General features: G+C 64.2%; 13 protein-coding genes and 1 pseudogene. 8 read left to right on the top strand and 6 right to left on the bottom strand.

Annotation, left to right across the window (positions count from 1 at the left end; genetic code table 11):
• Window positions 1–13: 13 nt before the first annotated feature.
• Together IM733_RS01475 and IM733_RS01470 are read right to left on the bottom strand one after the other, a co-directional pair.
• Window positions 14–496, bottom strand: a complete 483-nt coding sequence (locus IM733_RS01475) for a GAF domain-containing protein (RefSeq protein ID WP_248919239.1) — start codon at window positions 494–496, stop codon at window positions 14–16.
• Window positions 497–1,384: an ATP-binding protein gene (locus IM733_RS01470; protein WP_248919238.1), complete on the bottom strand. Its 888-nt coding sequence runs from the start codon at window positions 1,382–1,384 to the stop codon at window positions 497–499.
• A gap of 136 nt (window positions 1,385–1,520) precedes the next feature.
• Between IM733_RS01470 and IM733_RS01465 the strand changes: the two genes are divergently transcribed.
• Complete coding sequence (locus IM733_RS01465; protein ID WP_248919237.1) at window positions 1,521–3,875, top strand: hybrid sensor histidine kinase/response regulator; 2,355 nt, start codon at window positions 1,521–1,523, stop codon at window positions 3,873–3,875.
• Here IM733_RS01465 and IM733_RS01460 read toward each other — a convergent pair.
• The gene (locus tag IM733_RS01460; protein ID WP_248919236.1) at window positions 3,865–4,353 is read right to left on the bottom strand and encodes a glutathione peroxidase; all 489 of its coding nucleotides are present in this window, start codon (window positions 4,351–4,353) and stop codon (window positions 3,865–3,867) included. The two genes, IM733_RS01465 and IM733_RS01460, sit on opposite strands and share 11 nt — an antisense overlap.
• 12 nt (window positions 4,354–4,365) lie before the next feature.
• The gene (msrB, locus tag IM733_RS01455) at window positions 4,366–4,761 is read right to left on the bottom strand and encodes a peptide-methionine (R)-S-oxide reductase MsrB (protein ID WP_248919235.1); all 396 of its coding nucleotides are present in this window, start codon (window positions 4,759–4,761) and stop codon (window positions 4,366–4,368) included.
• A gap of 164 nt (window positions 4,762–4,925) precedes the next feature.
• Here msrB and IM733_RS01450 point away from each other — a divergent pair, with 164 nt between their 5' ends.
• Together IM733_RS01450 and htpX are read left to right on the top strand one after the other, a co-directional pair.
• Window positions 4,926–6,137, top strand: coding sequence for a pyridoxal phosphate-dependent aminotransferase (locus IM733_RS01450; RefSeq protein ID WP_011532857.1), 1,212 nt, complete (start codon window positions 4,926–4,928; stop codon window positions 6,135–6,137).
• A 251-nt stretch (window positions 6,138–6,388) separates the two neighbouring features.
• Complete coding sequence (gene htpX / locus IM733_RS01445) at window positions 6,389–7,276, top strand: protease HtpX (RefSeq protein ID WP_213660132.1); 888 nt, start codon at window positions 6,389–6,391, stop codon at window positions 7,274–7,276.
• Between the two features lie 101 nt (window positions 7,277–7,377).
• Here the strand turns inward: htpX and IM733_RS01440 are convergent, their stop codons facing one another.
• Window positions 7,378–8,028, bottom strand: coding sequence for a thiopurine S-methyltransferase (locus IM733_RS01440; RefSeq protein ID WP_248919234.1), 651 nt, complete (start codon window positions 8,026–8,028; stop codon window positions 7,378–7,380).
• Between the two features lie 100 nt (window positions 8,029–8,128).
• On the opposite strand from IM733_RS01440, the gene IM733_RS01435 reads away from it, so the two are divergent.
• The 5 genes from IM733_RS01435 (at window position 8,129) to IM733_RS01415 (ending at window position 14,855) form a co-directional block, all read left to right on the top strand.
• Window positions 8,129–8,881 (top strand): DODA-type extradiol aromatic ring-opening family dioxygenase, encoded by a 753-nt coding sequence (locus tag IM733_RS01435; protein ID WP_248919233.1) that lies wholly within the window; start codon window positions 8,129–8,131, stop codon window positions 8,879–8,881.
• A gap of 132 nt (window positions 8,882–9,013) precedes the next feature.
• Entirely contained in the window at window positions 9,014–11,068 is a 2,055-nt protein-coding gene (gene tssI / locus IM733_RS01430; protein WP_248919232.1) for a type VI secretion system tip protein TssI/VgrG, read from the top strand.
• Window positions 11,065–11,886 carry a DUF4123 domain-containing protein gene (locus IM733_RS01425; protein WP_248919231.1) on the top strand — a complete coding sequence of 274 codons (822 nt, stop codon included), beginning with the start codon at window positions 11,065–11,067 and terminating at the stop codon, window positions 11,884–11,886. The genes tssI and IM733_RS01425 overlap by 4 nt, the downstream gene beginning before the upstream one ends.
• 14 nt (window positions 11,887–11,900) lie before the next feature.
• Window positions 11,901–12,674, top strand: coding sequence for a hypothetical protein (locus tag IM733_RS01420; protein ID WP_248919230.1), 774 nt, complete (start codon window positions 11,901–11,903; stop codon window positions 12,672–12,674).
• Window positions 12,675–12,677: 3 nt separating this feature from the next.
• On the top strand, window positions 12,678–14,855 hold the full coding sequence (locus IM733_RS01415; protein ID WP_248919229.1) for a lipase family protein: 2,178 nt from the start codon (window positions 12,678–12,680) through the stop codon (window positions 14,853–14,855).
• A gap of 48 nt (window positions 14,856–14,903) precedes the next feature.
• Here IM733_RS01415 and IM733_RS01410 read toward each other — a convergent pair.
• A pseudogene (locus IM733_RS01410) lies at window positions 14,904–16,626 on the bottom strand (DEAD/DEAH box helicase).
• Window positions 16,627–16,644 lie beyond the last annotated feature (18 nt).

The raw sequence follows: 16,644 nt of genomic DNA, 5'->3' as shown, positions 1-16,644 counted from the left end.
CCCCTTCTTCATTTCAGCAATCGGTCAATTCGAGGAAGATTGCCGTCAACCGCTCAAGCCCTGCCTGATCGGCCTCGCTAAAGCGCGCCAGCTTCGGGCTGTCCAGGTCAAGCACGCCGATCAGCCTGCCCGCCTTCACCAACGGAATCACCAACTCGCTGTTGGACGCGCTGTCACAGGCGATATGCCCGGGAAACGCATGCACGTCCTCGACCCGCTGGGTCGTGCGCGTAGCCGCCGCTGCGCCGCACACACCCCGGCTGAAAGGGATGCGCACGCATGCCACCTGGCCCTGGAATGGGCCGAGCACCAGCTCTTCGTCGCGATTGATGTAGAAGCCCGCCCAGTTCAGGTCGTCCACCTGGTTGTACAGGAAGGCCGAGAACTGCGCGGCGTTGGCGATGAAGTCGCGCTCGTCGGCGAACAACGCCTGCACTTGCGCGGCCAGCAGGTCGTAGCCATCGAGGCCTTGGCCACTGGCGTTGAGGTCGATCATTTATTTCTGCTCCAGCAATTGCAGCCCGACCCAGTAGCGGGCGAACTGATAGGCACAACGGCCATTACGGTTGCCGCGGCCAGTGGCCCAGCGCACGGCGAGGATGTCGAGCGCTTCGGTACGCTGCCAGCGCAGCCCGGCCTGGCGCGCCAGCTGGCCGACCCAGTGCTCGACCACATCGAGGAAATGCTCCTGGGAAAATGGGTAGAACGACAACCACAGGCCAAAGCGGTCGGACAGGGCAATCTTGTCTTCCACCGCCTCGTTGGGGTGCAGCTCGCCGTCGACCATCTTCCAGTTCTCGTTGTCACTCTGCTTCTCTGGCACCAGGTGCCGGCGGTTGGAGGTGGCGTACAGCAGCACGTTGTCGGGCGCCTGCTCCAGCGAGCCGTCGAGCACGCTCTTGAGCACGCGATAGTCACCCTCCCCGGCTTCGAACGACAGGTCGTCGCAGAACAGTATGAAGCGCTGCTCGAGCTTTTGCAGTTGCTCGACCACCCGCGGCAGGTCGGCCAGGTGGTCGCGTTCGATTTCGATCAGGCGCAGGCCCTCACCCGCGTGTTCGGCAAGCAGAGCGCGCACCAGCGACGATTTACCGGTGCCACGCAAGCCCCACAGCAGGGCGTGGTTGGCGGGCATGCCGTTGATGAACTGGTGGGTGTTGCGGCCCAACTGGTCGCGCTGCTTGTCGACGCCGATCAGGTCGGACAGGCGGATGTCGAGGCTGACCTCCAACGGCAGCAGGTAGCCACTGCGGCCATCACGCTGCCAGCGGGCGGCGAGGGTGCGGGACCAGTCGATGTCCGGGCGAGGGGCAGGCAACAGGGGTTCGAGGCGCGCGAGAACGGATTCGGCGCGGTCGAGGAAAGCAGTGAGTCGGGCGTCCATGAAAACTCCTAGCAGGATTTCAGTTTCTCTGAAGGGCCGCTACGCGCCCGGTTCGCTGGCAAGCCGGCGAGCCGCCCACAGCGGCAATCAACTGAAATGAACAGACAGACCCGCCAGCAGCCAGGGCTGATCGGCTATGCTTGCGCAGCGCACGGAGCAAGTAACCGGCTTGGGACCCATGGATATCAAGTTCACCAATCGCCTGTCATACAAGCAAGCCCGGTTGACAGTCCTGGTCGGCTTCATCCTGGGAACATTGCTCAGTCTCATCCAGATCGGCATCGATTATGCCAGCGAAGACGCGTCCATCAATCGTGAAATTCAGGCGCTGCTGAAGATCAGCCACGACACGGCCTCGCGCATCGCCTACAACATCGACAGCGAACTGGCCCAGGAGCTCACCGGCGGCTTGCTCAAGTCACCGGCACTGATCCGCGCGCGGCTGATCGACAACAACGAGACCGTGCTGGCCGACGCGCAGCGCCCGCGCCTGGAGAGCCGCTACCGGCCGCTGTCGGACTTCCTGTTCGGCGACCAGCGCCAGTTCCAGGACCGGCTGTTCCTCGCCCATATGCCCGACGAGTACCTCGGCACACTCTACCTCGATGTCGACACCTACGCCTTCGGCGGGCGCTTCCTCGACCGTGCCGGGGTCACCCTGGTCAACGGCTTTGCCCGCAGCCTGGTGCTCACCGGCATCCTTCTCGCGCTGTTCTACCTGATGCTGACCAAACCCCTGGTCACGGTGATCGGAGCCTTGAGCGGCAATGATTCGCGCACGCCCAGGCAAACCCGCGTCGACTGCCCCAATGGCCACGAGAATGACGAAATCGGGGTGCTGGTGCGGGTCGCCAACCAGCAGTTCGTCAGCATGGCCACCGAGATCCAGCAACGGCGCAACGCGGAAAACCGCCTCACCCAGTACCTCAACGAGCTTGAAGACATCGTCTCGGCCCGCACCGACGAGCTCAAGGCCAGCAACAGTCGCCTGAGCCAATCCAACCAGGAGCTGGAAGAGGCCCGCCGCCGCGCCCTGGACATGGCCCAGGCACGTGCCGCCTTCCTGGCCAACATGAGCCACGAGATCCGCACCCCGCTCAACGGGATGCTAGGCATGATCGCCCTCTCCCTGGACGGCGGCATGGCCGCCGAGCAGCGCCAGCAACTGTCGATCGCCCACGACTCGGGCAAGGTGCTGGTGGACCTGCTCAACGATATCCTCGACCTGTCGAAGTTCGACGCCGGCCAGCTGGAGCTCGAGCGCATTCCGTTCGACCTGGGGGCGATGGTCGAGGACACCGCCAACCTGCTGTCGCAGAATGCCGCGCCCAGCGTCGAGCTGACCTGCCTGATCGCCCCGGACTTCCCCAGCACGGTGCTGGGCGATCCCACCCGGGTGCGGCAGATCGTCAGCAACCTGCTGTCCAATGCGCTCAAGTTCACCCGCTTCGGCCGCGTCGATGTGCGCCTGACCAGCATCGTCGGCGGCGTGCGCCTGGAAGTCAGTGACACCGGCATCGGCATCCCCGAAGAAGCCCAGGCACGGATCTTCCAACCCTTCACCCAGGCCGGCGCCGGCATCACCCGCCAGTACGGCGGCACCGGCCTGGGGCTGGCCCTGACTCGCAACCTGTGCCAAGCCATGCAGGGGCACCTGCACATCCAGTCCGAAACCGGCTTTGGCAGCCGCTTCAGCGCCGAACTGCCGCTACCTGCCCACACCGAGGCCATCCCGCCGGCGCCGTTGGTTGGGCGTATCGTGGCCCTGGGCAAACCGGGCAGCGGCCTGGCCGAGCTGCTGCAGGAACTGCTGCCGCGCTGGGGCCTGGACTATGCGCGCTTCGACAATGCCGCGCAGCTGGCGGGCAAAACCGTGGACCTGCTGATCACCGACGATCTCGATCATATGCTGGACCTGCGCCCGGCGATCCAGGCGCCGATTCTGCTGGTAACTGCCTACGGCAACTTTCTACCCAGCGAACAGGCCACCCAACTGGCGCCGCTGCACCAGCTGGCCCGGCCGCTGGCGCGCAATGCCCTGTACCAGACGCTACGCCGCACCCTGCAAGGCGAGCCCAACGCGCCGCTGCCCCACGAGGTGCCAGCGTCCAGAGAGCGCCGGGCACGCATCCTGCTGGTGGAGGATAACCCGGTGAACCAGTTGGTGGCCAAAGGCATGCTCGCCAAGCTCGGCTGCCAGGTGCAGGTCGCCGCCCATGGGGCCGAGGCCCTCGAATTGCTGGAGCAGGAACGCTTCGACCTGGTGTTGATGGACTGCAACATGCCGGTGATGGATGGCTACGAGGCCAGCCGGCGCATTCGCCAGAGCGGGCGCTGGCCGGAACTGCCGATCGTCGCGCTGACCGCCAACGCCATGCCCGAGGAACGCGAGCGCTGCCGTGCCGCGGGCATGAACGACTACCTGGCCAAGCCGTTCCGCCGCGAGGAGCTGCTGGCGCTGATCGACCACTGGGCGCCGGTCAGCGGTTGAGCAGCGCCTCGATGGAGGGTTTCAGCGCCTCGGGCTTGGTGGTCGAACCGAAACGGGTAACCTTGCCACTGGCCGGGTCGACCAGGAACTTGGTGAAGTTCCACTTGATGTTCTGCGTGCCCAGCACGCCCGGCGCGCGCCGCTTGAGTTCGACGAACAGCGGGTGGGCATTGGGGCCGTTGACCTCGATCTTGCGAAACAGCGGGAAGCTCACACCAAAGTTGAGCTCGCAGAACTGCGCAATCGCCTTCGCATCGCCCGGCTCCTGCTTGCCAAACTGGTTGCAGGGGAAGCCCAGCACCATCAGGCCGCGCTGGCCGTAGTCCTGCCACAGGCGCTCGAGGCCCTTGTACTGCGGGGTGAAGCCGCACTGGCTGGCGGTGTTGACCACCAGCAGCGCCTTGCCGGCGTAGTCGCCCAGTAATTTCTGCTCACCGGAAAGGGTGACGCAAGGAATGTCCAGCAGTGCATCGGCCATGCGTTTGCTCCTTCAATCGCGGGGTTTGAGGTCCAGGCACACCGAGTTGATGCAGTAGCGCAGGCCGGTCGGTGGCGGGCCATCGGGGAATACGTGGCCCAGGTGGGCATCGCATTGCGCGCAGGTGACTTCGGTGCGGATCATGCCGTGGGAGGTGTCGCGGATCTCGATCATCGCGGCCTCCTCGATAGGTTCGTAGAAGCTCGGCCAGCCACAACCGGAGTCGAACTTGGCCTTCGAGTCGAACAGCGGCAGGTCGCAGCAGATGCAATGGTAGACGCCATTGCCGCGTTCACTGTTGTACTTACCACTGAACGGCCGCTCGGTGCCCTTCAGGCGGCACACCTGGTACTGGGCGGGGTCGAGCATGGCGCGCCACTCTTCCAGTGTCTTGTCGATCTTTTGCATGAATGGACCTCGGCAGGCTGAATTTCACCTCGCACCGTCTTTATTTATGGCGCGGGTGGAACGTATATTAGTTGGCTTTCCCAGCCAGCCAGTCTGGCATGCGCCTCGCCCTTTTCAAACCATTGCCGGCGGCGCGCCGCGCCTTGTCCAACCAGGATCACATCATGCAGTTCAGCAAATCGAACAAGCTCGCCAATGTCTGCTACGACATTCGCGGCCCAGTGCTCAAGCACGCCAAGCGCCTGGAAGAGGAAGGCCACCGCATCCTCAAGCTGAACATCGGCAACCCGGCGCCGTTTGGCTTCGAGGCGCCGGACGAAATCCTGCAGGACGTGATCCGCAACCTGCCCACCGCCCAGGGCTACAGCGATTCGAAAGGCCTGTTCAGCGCGCGCAAGGCGGTGATGCAATACTGCCAGCAGAAGCAGATCGAAGGCGTCGGGATCGAGGATATCTACCTGGGTAACGGCGTGTCCGAGCTGATCGTCATGTCCATGCAGGCCCTGCTGAACAACGGCGACGAAGTGCTGATCCCGGCCCCCGACTACCCGCTGTGGACCGCCGCGGTGAGCCTGGCCGGCGGCAAGCCGGTGCACTACCTGTGCGACGAGCAGGCCGACTGGTTCCCCGACCTGGACGACATCAAGGCCAAGATCACCCCGAACACCAAGGCCCTGGTGATCATCAACCCGAACAACCCGACCGGCGCCGTGTATTCGAAAGAGCTGCTGCTGGGCATGCTGGAGCTGGCGCGCCAGCACAACCTGGTGGTGTTCTCCGACGAGATCTACGACAAGATCCTCTACGACGAGGCCGTGCACATCAGCACCGCGTCGCTGGCCCCGGACCTGCTGTGCCTGACCTTCAACGGCCTGTCCAAGTCGTACCGCGTGGCCGGCTTCCGTTCTGGCTGGCTGATCATCTCCGGGCCCAAGCACCACGCCCAGAGCTATATCGAAGGCATCGACATGCTGGCCAACATGCGCCTGTGCGCCAACGTGCCGGCCCAGCACGCGATCCAGACCGCGCTGGGGGGCTACCAGAGCATCAACGACCTGGTGCTGCCACCGGGGCGCCTGCTCGAACAGCGCAACCGCACCTACGAGCTGCTCAACTCGATCCCGGGCGTGAGCTGCGTCAAGCCCATGGGTGCGCTGTACGCGTTCCCGAAGATCGACCCGAAGGTCTGCCCGATCCACAACGACGAGAAGTTCGTCCTCGACCTGCTGCTGTCGGAGAAACTGTTGATCGTCCAAGGCACAGCGTTCAACTGGCCGTGGCCGGACCACTTCCGCGTGGTGACGCTGCCACGGGTGGACGACCTGGAGCAGGCGATCGGGCGCATTGGCAATTTCCTGCGCACCTACTCGCAGTAAATTCGGTTCGATAGTCAGGGTGGCGCGGAAATCGAGCGCCGCCCGCGTGGCGCTCGTTCCCAAGATCGACACAACGCCCACGCCGAATCCCCTTACATCCTGCAACGCTCTATCCCACGGCACGCCCGGCATCCTCTGCCATACTCCGCCGTACACAGTTTGAAATAGTCGCCCGGTTGAATCGCCGCGCCCTCCCCCTTATATACCCCGCAGTACGCAACAAACTCATCCGTCAGGAGAACGTGACAACCATGATGCGCATTCTGTTGTTTGTAGCCACCAACCTCGCGGTGGTGCTGGTTGCAAGCATTACCCTGAGCCTGTTCGGCTTCAACGGGTTCATGGCAGCCAACGGGGTTGACCTCAACCTCGGCCAACTGCTGGTCTTCTGCGCCGTGTTCGGTTTCGCTGGCTCGCTGGTCTCGCTGTTCATCTCCAAGTGGATGGCGAAGATGACCACCGGCACCCAGATCATCACCCAGCCTCGCACCCGCCATGAGCAGTGGCTGCTGCAGACCGTCGAGGAGCTGTCCCGCGAAGCCGGCATCAAGATGCCCGAGGTGGGCATTTTCCCGGCTTACGAGGCCAACGCCTTCGCCACCGGCTGGAACCGCAACGACGCCCTGGTAGCGGTATCGCAAGGCCTGCTCGAGCGCTTCTCGCCCGACGAGGTGCGCGCGGTGCTGGCCCACGAGATCGGCCACGTGGCCAATGGCGACATGGTCACCATGGCGCTGGTGCAAGGCGTGGTGAACACCTTCGTGATGTTCTTCGCCCGCATCATCGGCAACTTCGTCGACCGGGTGATCTTCAAGAACGAAGAAGGCCACGGCATCGCCTATTTCGTTGCCACCATCGTCGCCGAGCTGGTGCTGGGCATCCTCGCCAGCATCATCGTCATGTGGTACTCGCGCCGCCGCGAGTTCCGCGCCGACGAAGCCGGCGCCCACCTGGCCGGTACTGGCGCGATGATTGGCGCCCTGCAGCGCCTGCGCTCCGAACAGGGCCTGCCGGTGCACATGCCCGACACCCTGAAGGCCTTCGGCATCAACGGCGGCCTCAAGCACGGCCTGGCCGGCCTGCTGATGAGCCACCCGCCGCTGGAAGACCGCATCGACGCCCTGCGCCGTCGCGGCTGATCCCGGCAGCAACAAGCAAGGGCGACTTCGGTCGCCCTTGCTTGTTTGCGATACCCCTTTAGAAAGTCGGCCTTGCCGGTGTTCGCCGGCAAGGTCGGCTCCTACCGACTCAAGCGGTACACCCGCTCGACCAGGCTCGATACGCCAGCCTTGATGAACTTCGGGCTCTCCTCGATAATCTCCCGCCCCTCAACTTCAACAACCCGCCACCCGGCAAACCCTGCACGCACTTCGGCATCCGGCACAGAGAACGGCGGCCCGTCGATCAACGCCTGGTCGTAATCCAGGGTCACCAGTACCCCGCGACACGCCGCCGGCAACTTCGCGCCCAGCAACGCCATGTAGCGCTCGCGCATCCCAGGCGGCAGCGCAATCAAGGCCGCCCGGTCATACACCCCCGCGCAATCGGCAAGATCCTCGGCGCGCAAGGCAAACACATCCCCACACCAGATCTCCACCTCATCACTGCGCCAGGCCTCGAACACGCCGTGCTGCGTCACCTGCGCCGGCAACCCATGCTCAGTGAAGAAATCTTCCACCGCGCGCCGCGACAGCTCCACGCCCATCACTCGATACCCCTGCGCGGCCAGCCAGAGCATGTCCAGGCTCTTGCCGCACAAAGGCACCAGCACCCGCGCTCCGGGGGCCAGCCCCAGCGCCGGCCAGTGCGCCTGCAGGTACGGGTTCACCTGGGGTTGGTGAAAGCCGATCTGGTTGTCCGCCCATCGCTTGTGCCAGAACGCTGGCTCCATGATCCCTCCCGGTTTTTCGATAGGTAACCGTAAAAACTTATATTGGATCTCGATCGTTGGCTGACCGAAGATGGGCCATCTTACCTGCCAGGACTTCGCCATGCTGCCCAGCCTGTTCATCTCCCATGGTTCCCCCATGCTCGCCCTGCAACCCGGCGCCAGCGGCCCGGCCCTGGCCGCCCTGGCCCGCGCACTGCAGCGCCCGAAGGCGATCGTGGTGGTGTCGGCGCACTGGGAGAGCCGCGAGCTGCTGGTGATGAGCAACCCACAACCACCGACCTGGCACGACTTCCACGGCTTCCCGCCAGCCCTGTACGCCGTGCAGTACCCCGCGCCCGGCGCGCCGGAACTGGCCCGGCAGGTCGCCGAGCGCCTGGGCGCGCGGCTGGATGCGCAACGGCCTTTCGACCACGGCGCCTGGGTGCCGCTATCGCTGATGTATCCACAGGCCGACATCCCGGTCATCCAGGTGTCTCTGCCCAGCCAGGCCGGCCCGGCCCTGCAACTGAAGGTCGGGCAGGCGCTGTCGACACTACGCGAGGAAGGCATCCTGCTGATTGGTTCGGGCAGCATCACCCACAACCTGGGCGAGCTGGACTGGCATGCCGGGCCAGATACGGTCGAGCCCTGGGCGCTGACATTTCGCGACTGGGTGGTGGCGCGCTTGCAGGTGAACGACCAGGCCGCGCTGCTGGACTATCGCCGACAGGCGCCATTCGCGGTACGCAATCACCCCAGCGATGAGCACCTGTTGCCGCTGTACTTCGCCATGGGCGCCGGCGCACAGTTCGGCATCGTTCACCAGGGCTTCACCCTGGGGGCGTTGGGCATGGACATCTATCGGTTCGACTGAGCCACGCAGGGGCGCCTAGACACCCCACTCCAAACAAAGATATAGCCTTCCGTCGCACCAGACAGGTCCTACAACACCTCCTCGATTGTCACTGTTAGCGTTCGGCCTTTACCGCCTCGACAAGGACATCGGATGTTCACCCCCTCCCCTCCGGAGCGTCTGCGCCTGTTCGCCGACGCCCTGCCCCGCGGCGCGCACGTGCTCGCCTTCAGCGGCGCAGAAGGCATCAGCACCCTGTACGGGTTCGATATCGAGCTGGTCAGCGAAAGCACCAGCCTGGCACTGCAGACCCTGCTCGACCAGCCGGCATTCCTCGCCTTCGACGACCAGGGTCGAGGTGTGCACGGTATGCTGGCGCGTGCACGCCTGGGCACTGTCGGCCAGCGCCTAACCCATTACCACCTCAGGCTGGTGCCCCGCATGGCGCGCCTGGAACTACGCCACAACCACCGGATATTCCAGCAGCGCACGGTGGCGCAGATCGTCGGCCAGGTGCTCAAGGAACACGGCATCCTCGCCGATGCCTGCCAGTTCCGCCTCGAGGCGCCCTTCCCGCCTCGCGACTATTGCGTGCAGTACGGCGAAACCGACCTGGCCTTCATCGAACGGCTGTGCCAGGAAGAGGGCATCCATTATCGCTTCGAGCACGCCCCCGACGGCCATCGGGTGGTGTTCAGCGATCACCAGATGCACTTTCCCCACCTGCCGCAGCCACTGGCCTTCGTCCCGGAAAACGGCCTCAACGCCAATACCGCCGTGGCCAGCGCCTTCTCCCTGGCGTTCGAATCCAGCGTGGAGCGGGTCGAGCTGCGCGACCACGACTTTCGCAAGAGCGCCACCGCCCTGGCCTACACCAGCCGGGCCGGCGACACGCCCGCCCGGGAACACTACACCTACCCCGGCGGCCTGCTGCAAACGGTCGACCAGGGCCGTGGCCGCGCCCTGGCACAGCGCACCCTGGAACGCTGCCGCGCCAGGCAGTGCACGGCCGACGGGGCCAGCGACGAGCCAGGCCTGGTCAGCGGGCACCTGGTGAACCTGACCGGCCACCCGCAGGCGGCGTGCAACCAGCGGTGGCTGCTGACCAGCGTGGCGCACAAAGGGCAGCAACCGCAGGTACTGGAAGAGAACGCCACCGCCGACGCCACCGCGCACTACACCAATACCTTCACCGCCATGCCGTGGGACACGATCTACCGCCCGCCCCTGAGCCACGCCAAGCCCCGTGTGCCGGCCAGCCAGGAAGCCCGGGTGACCGGCCCCCAGGGCGAGGAGGTGTACTGCGACGCCTTCGGCCGGGTCAAGGTGCAGTTCCACTGGGACCGCGAAGGCCGTGGCGACGAGCACAGCAGTTGCTGGTTGCGGGTCGCCTCGGGCTGGGCGGGCGACCGCCACGGCGCGCTGACCGTGCCACGGGTCGGCATGGCCGTGCTGGTCAGCTTCCTCGACGACGACCCCGACCAGCCGGTGATCAGCGGCTGCCTGCCCGACAGCCTGCACCTGCCGCCCTATCCCCTGCCCGACTACAACAGCCGCACCGTGCTGCGCAGCCGTAGCCTGGGCGGTGGCGGCGGCTACAACGAGCTGTCCATGGACGACCGCGCCGGCCAGGAACGGGTCTACCTGCGCGCCCAGCGCGACCTGGAGGAGCGCATCGAGCAGGACAGCCACCTGTACATCGGCCGCCAGCGCCATGCGCTGATCAAGGGCACCAGCCAGGTCACGCTGGAAGACGAGGACCACCGCACGGTCAGCGGGGCACGCAAGGTACTGCTGCGCACCGATGACCACCTGACCGTCGAGCAGGCCAGCCAGACCCGCGTCGGCACGGTGCTGCTGCAGCACGCGGGCCAGCGGGTGCAGGTGAGCGCCGATGGCGAGGTGCTGGTGGAGGGCGGCAACAGCATCAGCTTGAAAGTCGCGGGCCAGCACCTGCTTATCAACGCCAACGGCATCTTCGCCAGCAGCCCGGTGCAGATCGGCGGGGCGCCTGTCACCGGCCTGCCGACCGCGCCGGCACTGCCGGGGCAGCAGGCCGGGCAAGCTGCGCCGGTGGCGCTGTCGGCCCCCGTATCCGCCTGGCAACGGACACTGTTTAACACCAGCCAGGCCACCGCCAGCGATTACTGCCCGCTGTGCGAAAGCTGCCGCGACGGCCTGTGCCTGCCGGCGGGAGGTGCCCGATGAGCGCGATCTCCCCCTGGCAGTGGATAACCCGCCAGCGCGCCCAGGGCCGCGATATCGCCCTGGTGCTGGATGCCCATGTCGAGGCGCGCCAGACGCTGATGGGCAGCTTGCCCCCCGACCGTCGCCAGGTGCTGTACCAGCAGACCGACGCTGCCTACCTCGCGCTCCATGGGCCAGCCTGCTTCCTGGTCGGCGAGGCCGAGGTCCGGCTGATCCAGCCGCTGCTGGAGCTGCCGGACGATCACTGGGGCTGGCTGGCCAGCCTGGCGCCGGGCGACCTGCCAGCCTGGGTCGAGCACTGGCGCGCACGCTTGCTGGTCGGCGAGCCGCCACAGCGGGCGCTGTACCGCTTCCACGACAACCGCGTGCTGGCCCGTGGCCTGGCCGCGGCCCGGGCGACGTTGCCGGCCTACCTCGGGCAGGCCATCAGTGTGTGTTACTGGCAAGGGCAGGCCTGGGCGACGCTGGACAACCCCGCGCCGGGCGCCCATCCGCTGCCAAACGAGCCCGCCTGGCTGCAACTGCCCGCGCCGAATGTCACGGGCCCGGTGGCCCGGGCCAATGCCCATCGCTACCTCTACAGCCACCACTTGCCGGCGTACCTGGCCCTGGCCGAGCGCCAACCGCCCCGTGCCTGGCTGCAACGGCAGTTGCAGCGCGCGCAGGACTGGGGGTGGCACGCGCCGGCGCAGATCGAGTTCCTGCTGGTGCTCAGCCTTCGTTCGCCCGGCTTCGAACTGCCTCGGGAATGCGCGCCGCTCTTCGGCGAATCGCCCCAGGCCCACGTGGATCGTTTGCGTCGGCATACGTTGATTTGAGTACAGAGGCAAAGATGAACAGCACTGCAATCAAAAGCTTCATGTGGGTAGGCATCACGCTAATGGCCGGATGCACTGACAAAACGCCCAACACCTTTACATTGATTGGCGAACTCCCCCCCAACTTTTCCTATACCGCTTCGACGGTGTATGTGCCCGAGCCGGGAAAAGAATGCGCCGTGACCGATTGGCGCCGGAGCATGCCGTCGTTCAATCGAAAGCGAGACGTACCGTACAACCCGGTAGCTATTGTCGAAATCCGCAAAGTCATCAAAGGCTGCCAGATGATACTGGACATAATAAAAATCACGATCATTGCCAAATATGGCGATAAATTTCACCAGCAAAGCAGTGACCATGCCAACATTGGTACATATATAACACTGGAAGACAAATACCGGCGCACGCTGCAATCCAACACCGAGGATACCTTTTACGGGGTTTGCCAATGGTTGTTCCGTACAGCCAGCGAAGTCCGAAATATTCGCAAGATCCTCGATTGTAAAAAGGACAACGAGCGCGGAGAAAAACGCCGCGGCAAACCTTTTGCTGCCTACACGCTTGATCAACTACCCGGCAAAACAATAAGAATGAACTTACGACTAGCTGACACGGAGCGCCCCTACTTCAAAGATACCTGGGTGGAGTTCCCTAACGGTTGGAAGCGATGCCTGGGCGAAGGAATGGCAGATCTTCATGCTTACTGCTGGGGAAACCACACAGACTTCAGCGAATTCATCATGCCCGATGGAAGGCTTTGCACTATCTACCCAGGTTGCAAGGAGTAACCAATGAGCACAGATAACAAATTGAATGAAGAACTGCTTGCACCCTTAAATAGCATGATGCTGGCCTGCCCTACCCGGGGAGAGCAGACTAGTTTTCAATTAGTCGACGAGATGGGGGATGGCACGTCTTATGCCGGCATATTTTTTGAAGCCTTCGACATTGAAGGCGAACACTATAGTGGCTATTTAGATGCCAGTGGCAAAGGAGAAATAGACAATCACTTTACCGGACCAGTCTCGTTGGTTTTTACAACCGAATTTTCTGGAAATAGCAAAATTCATGCAACTTTAAAGACACGTGAAGACTATCCTCTGAAAATAACCGAGCTTCAGGTACGCGCCGAAAACACCCGTCACTTGAATCGTGATGCCTCCAGAACCACCAGCAATCCAGCTCAAGCCCACGCTGACCACTTCTATCAAGTGGAAGTCCGAGAGCTCGTCCGCCATAACAGTCATCTCCCGCCCCTGTCCGCACGCGCCTTCCCTCCCCCAAAAGCCATCAACGTACTCATGGAGGAACATGGCCGATACGGCGTCGGGCTGATGCCAGGCAAGCACACCGTACTGGAGGTTCGCCCGCTGCGGGCACTCAGGCCGATGCTGTCGTTCGATCCCGCATTCTGTGCACTGAACCTGTACCAGTTGGCCTTGATGGCAACGCTTAGCTACACCCCCTTCGGCCAGAAACCGACCGAGCACCCGGTGCTGGCACCCTCGGTCAGCTTCCCCCATGTGCCAACCATAGGTAACTGGTTTGGCAAGGCACTGGCCAGCTCCGAGGAAATCTGGCGGGTTGATGCCTCCCAACAGCAGGAGTGTTTCCCACTGTACGAAGATGTTCCTTATTCCGAGCGCTGGGAGATCGTGCCTTTCGATCCTGAGTTATACGCTGCCAATGACCCGGCATTGGGAAAGGATCAGGAGAATCCCGCCAAGATTCATTTCCTGGACGACAGAGGCGACATCGATACCACCGATACCCAGGCATTCATTACCCACAATGCCGAAGTGCTGGTGATCGCGATTCGCGGCACCAGCGAATTTCCCGAAGACGTCATACGCGATGTCGATGCATTGCAAGTGCCTTTCACTGAGGGCAAGGGACAGGTACATCGGGGCTTCTACGAATCGGCCCAGAAGGCCTACCAATTCGCCTCGCTATACCTGGACAAGTTTCACCAATCCCAACAACTGTTCATCTGTGGCCATAGCCTCGGCGGCGCCGTGGCATTGCTGCTCGCCGAAATGCTCCGCCGCTCTACCCCCGGCCTTACCCTCCAGCTCTACACCTACGGCGCCCCACGCGCCGGCGACACCTCCTTCATGAACGGCGCCGCCGACCTGGTCCACCACCGGGTCGTCTTCGCCAACGACCCGGTGCCCAGCCTTCCACCACCCTGGCTGAACACCCGCTGGGACGTGCTCAAGGCCGGCCTGCTCGCCACCTTGGCCCGCGCACCGTTCGGCCTCGACATGCTGCAGGCAGGGCTGGTGAACCGCGATGGCGAGCAATACGAACACCACGGCAAGCTTTGGCATTTCATGCCGGTGCATTTCGTCGGTGGCGAGCGCTCGGCGATCCTCTGGTCGCCCGGTTGCCAAGCCATCACCGAGCGCGGCCTGTGCAACCGCGTGCTGAACACCGAGGCCGGGCTTCCGGAGCGGGCCTTGCTTGGCCAGATGCTGGGGGCTGGCGACCACACCATGGTCGCCAGCTATGTCCCCGGCTGCTGGGCGACCTTGCGCCGCTACCAGCAGGCCCTGGGCAACCAGACCCCGGCGGTGACCCTGCGCGAACTCACGTTGATCGACGAAACCCTGGAGTCGATCAGGGCACAGTTCGCCAAACGCCACGCCACCCTCCTGCGCACCCAGCCGGCGCGCTGGGCCCTCGAACTCGGCATGCTCAGCCACGAGATGGAGCAGATCCAGGCCACCCGCCAGCGCATGGCCACCTTGCGCCACAGGCCCATCAGCGAAAAGGACGTGTACGGTTCCCTGGCTGGCCAGCCGCAACTCGCAGAGGCCCTGGCCCGCTGGCAGGCACACCCGAAGAATCAGCGCCTGGAACTGCTGGCCCAGGCCCCCACCGAGATCAAACCCAAGCGGCCGGACATCGAGGTGGTCACTTACGACCAGATCCTCACCAGCCTGGACGACCCACTGGACCTCATCTAAAAAAAATCCCCGACCAAGGCCGGGGATTTTTTCATTGCAGCGCCAGGATCAATCCTCGCGGTAGCGACGCAGCTTCAGCTGCTTGCCGGCCACGCGGGTATCCTTGAGCTTGGTCAGCAGACGCTCCAGGCCATCTTCCGGCAGCTCGATCAGGCTGAAGCTGTCACGCACCTGGATGCGGCCGATGGCATCGCGGGCCAGGCCACCCTCGTTGAGGATTGCGCCCAGCAGGTTCTTGGCGGCGATGCCATCACGGGCACCCAGGGCGGTACGGCAACGCACGCGGCCTTCGGCCAGCGGCATCGGCGCGCGACGTTCGCGGTCACCACGGTCGCCACGGTCGCTGCGCTCACCACGCTCGGTACGCTCACCGCTGCGCTCGCGCGGGGTGTAGGTGGGTACCAGCGGTTGCTCGCGCTCGACGGTAGCGAGGTCCAGCGCCTGGCCATTGGTGGCCTTGCGCAGCAGGGCGGCGGAAAGTGCACGCGGGCTGCAACCCAGGGCGGCGGTCAGGCGGTCGAACAGCTCGCCATGGGTGGCTTCCGCTTCGGCTACCAGCGGCGCCAGGCTGTTGGTCAGCTTCTTGATGCGGGCATCCAGCACGGCCTGGGCATTCGGCAGGCGCGCTTCGGCGACCTTCTGCCCGGTGACGCGCTCGATGACCTGCAGCATGCGGCGCTCACGCGGGGTGACCAGCAGCAGCGCACGACCTTCGCGACCGGCACGGCCGGTACGGCCGATACGGTGCACGTAGGACTCCGGGTCGTACGGCATGTCTACGTTGAACACGTGGGTGATGCGCGGTACGTCCAGGCCTCGGGCGGCGACGTCGGTGGCGACGACGATGTCCAGGCGGCCATCCTTGAGCGAGTCGATCACGCGCTCACGCTGGTTCTGGGCGATGTCGCCGTTCAGCGCGGCAGCCTTGTAGCCCTTGGCTTCCAGCGCGGCGGCCAGGTCCAGGGTGGCTTGCTTGGTACGCACGAAGGCGATCAGCGCGTCGAATTCTTCCACTTCCAGCAGGCGCAGCACGGCCGGGATCTTCTGGTCGGCGTGGACCATCAGGTGGGCCTGATCGATCGCGGTGACGGTTTGCGTCTTGCTCTGGATCTTGACGTGCTTGGGCTCGCGCAGGTGACGCTCGGCGATCGAACGGATCGACGACGGCAGGGTGGCGGAGAACAGCACGGTCTGGCGCGAGGCAGGGATGGCATCGAAGATCACTTCGAGGTCGTCCATGAAGCCCAGCTTGAGCATTTCGTCGGCTTCGTCCAGTACCAGGTACTGCACGGTGGACAGGACTTTCTCGTCGCGACGCAGGTGGTCGCACAGGCGGCCCGGGGTGGCGACGACGATCTGTGCGCCATTGCGAATGGCACGCAGTTGTGGGCCCATCGGGGCACCACCGTACACAGCCACCACGTTAACGCCCGGCATCTGCTTGGCGTAGGTTTCGAAAGCGGTGGCTACTTGCAGCGCCAACTCACGGGTTGGCGCCAGGATCAGGGCTTGCGGTTCGCGCTTGCTCACGTCGATCTTGTTGAGGATCGGCAGGGCGAAGGCAGCGGTCTTGCCGGTGCCAGTCTGCGCCTGGCCGATCATGTCGTGACCGGCGAGGATGATCGGGATCGACTGTTGCTGGATGGCCGACGGCTCTTCATAGCCGGTGGCCAGGACGGCAGCAACGATGTTCGGATTGAGTTCGAGAGCGGCGAATCCGCCGGTTTCCTGGGTCATGGGTCTGCCTCTAGGTGCATCCGCAAAGACCCATGCTCCAAAGCTGCACATG

The sequence above is a fragment of the Pseudomonas entomophila genome (assembly GCF_023277925.1).
In the GTDB taxonomy this organism is placed as follows: Bacteria; Pseudomonadota; Gammaproteobacteria; order Pseudomonadales; family Pseudomonadaceae; genus Aquipseudomonas; species Aquipseudomonas entomophila_D.
The sequence above is the reverse complement of the archived record's forward strand: the minus strand, read 5'-3'. Positions and strand labels throughout refer to the sequence as shown.

Excerpts from the sequence above, each read along its gene's own strand:
- IM733_RS01475 (WP_248919239.1), bottom strand. The coding sequence starts at position 496 with ATGATCGACCTCAACGCCAGTGGCCAAGGCCTCGATGGCTACGACCTG.
- IM733_RS01470 (WP_248919238.1), bottom strand. The coding sequence starts at position 1,384 with ATGGACGCCCGACTCACTGCTTTCCTCGACCGCGCCGAATCCGTTCTC.
- IM733_RS01465 (WP_248919237.1), top strand. The coding sequence starts at position 1,521 with ATGCTTGCGCAGCGCACGGAGCAAGTAACCGGCTTGGGACCCATGGAT.
- IM733_RS01460 (WP_248919236.1), bottom strand. The coding sequence starts at position 4,353 with ATGGCCGATGCACTGCTGGACATTCCTTGCGTCACCCTTTCCGGTGAG.
- msrB (WP_248919235.1), bottom strand. The coding sequence starts at position 4,761 with ATGCAAAAGATCGACAAGACACTGGAAGAGTGGCGCGCCATGCTCGAC.
- IM733_RS01450 (WP_011532857.1), top strand. The coding sequence starts at position 4,926 with ATGCAGTTCAGCAAATCGAACAAGCTCGCCAATGTCTGCTACGACATT.
- htpX (WP_213660132.1), top strand. The coding sequence starts at position 6,389 with ATGATGCGCATTCTGTTGTTTGTAGCCACCAACCTCGCGGTGGTGCTG.
- IM733_RS01440 (WP_248919234.1), bottom strand. The coding sequence starts at position 8,028 with ATGGAGCCAGCGTTCTGGCACAAGCGATGGGCGGACAACCAGATCGGC.
- IM733_RS01435 (WP_248919233.1), top strand. The coding sequence starts at position 8,129 with ATGCTGCCCAGCCTGTTCATCTCCCATGGTTCCCCCATGCTCGCCCTG.
- tssI (WP_248919232.1), top strand. The coding sequence starts at position 9,014 with ATGTTCACCCCCTCCCCTCCGGAGCGTCTGCGCCTGTTCGCCGACGCC.
- IM733_RS01425 (WP_248919231.1), top strand. The coding sequence starts at position 11,065 with ATGAGCGCGATCTCCCCCTGGCAGTGGATAACCCGCCAGCGCGCCCAG.
- IM733_RS01420 (WP_248919230.1), top strand. The coding sequence starts at position 11,901 with ATGAACAGCACTGCAATCAAAAGCTTCATGTGGGTAGGCATCACGCTA.
- IM733_RS01415 (WP_248919229.1), top strand. The coding sequence starts at position 12,678 with ATGAGCACAGATAACAAATTGAATGAAGAACTGCTTGCACCCTTAAAT.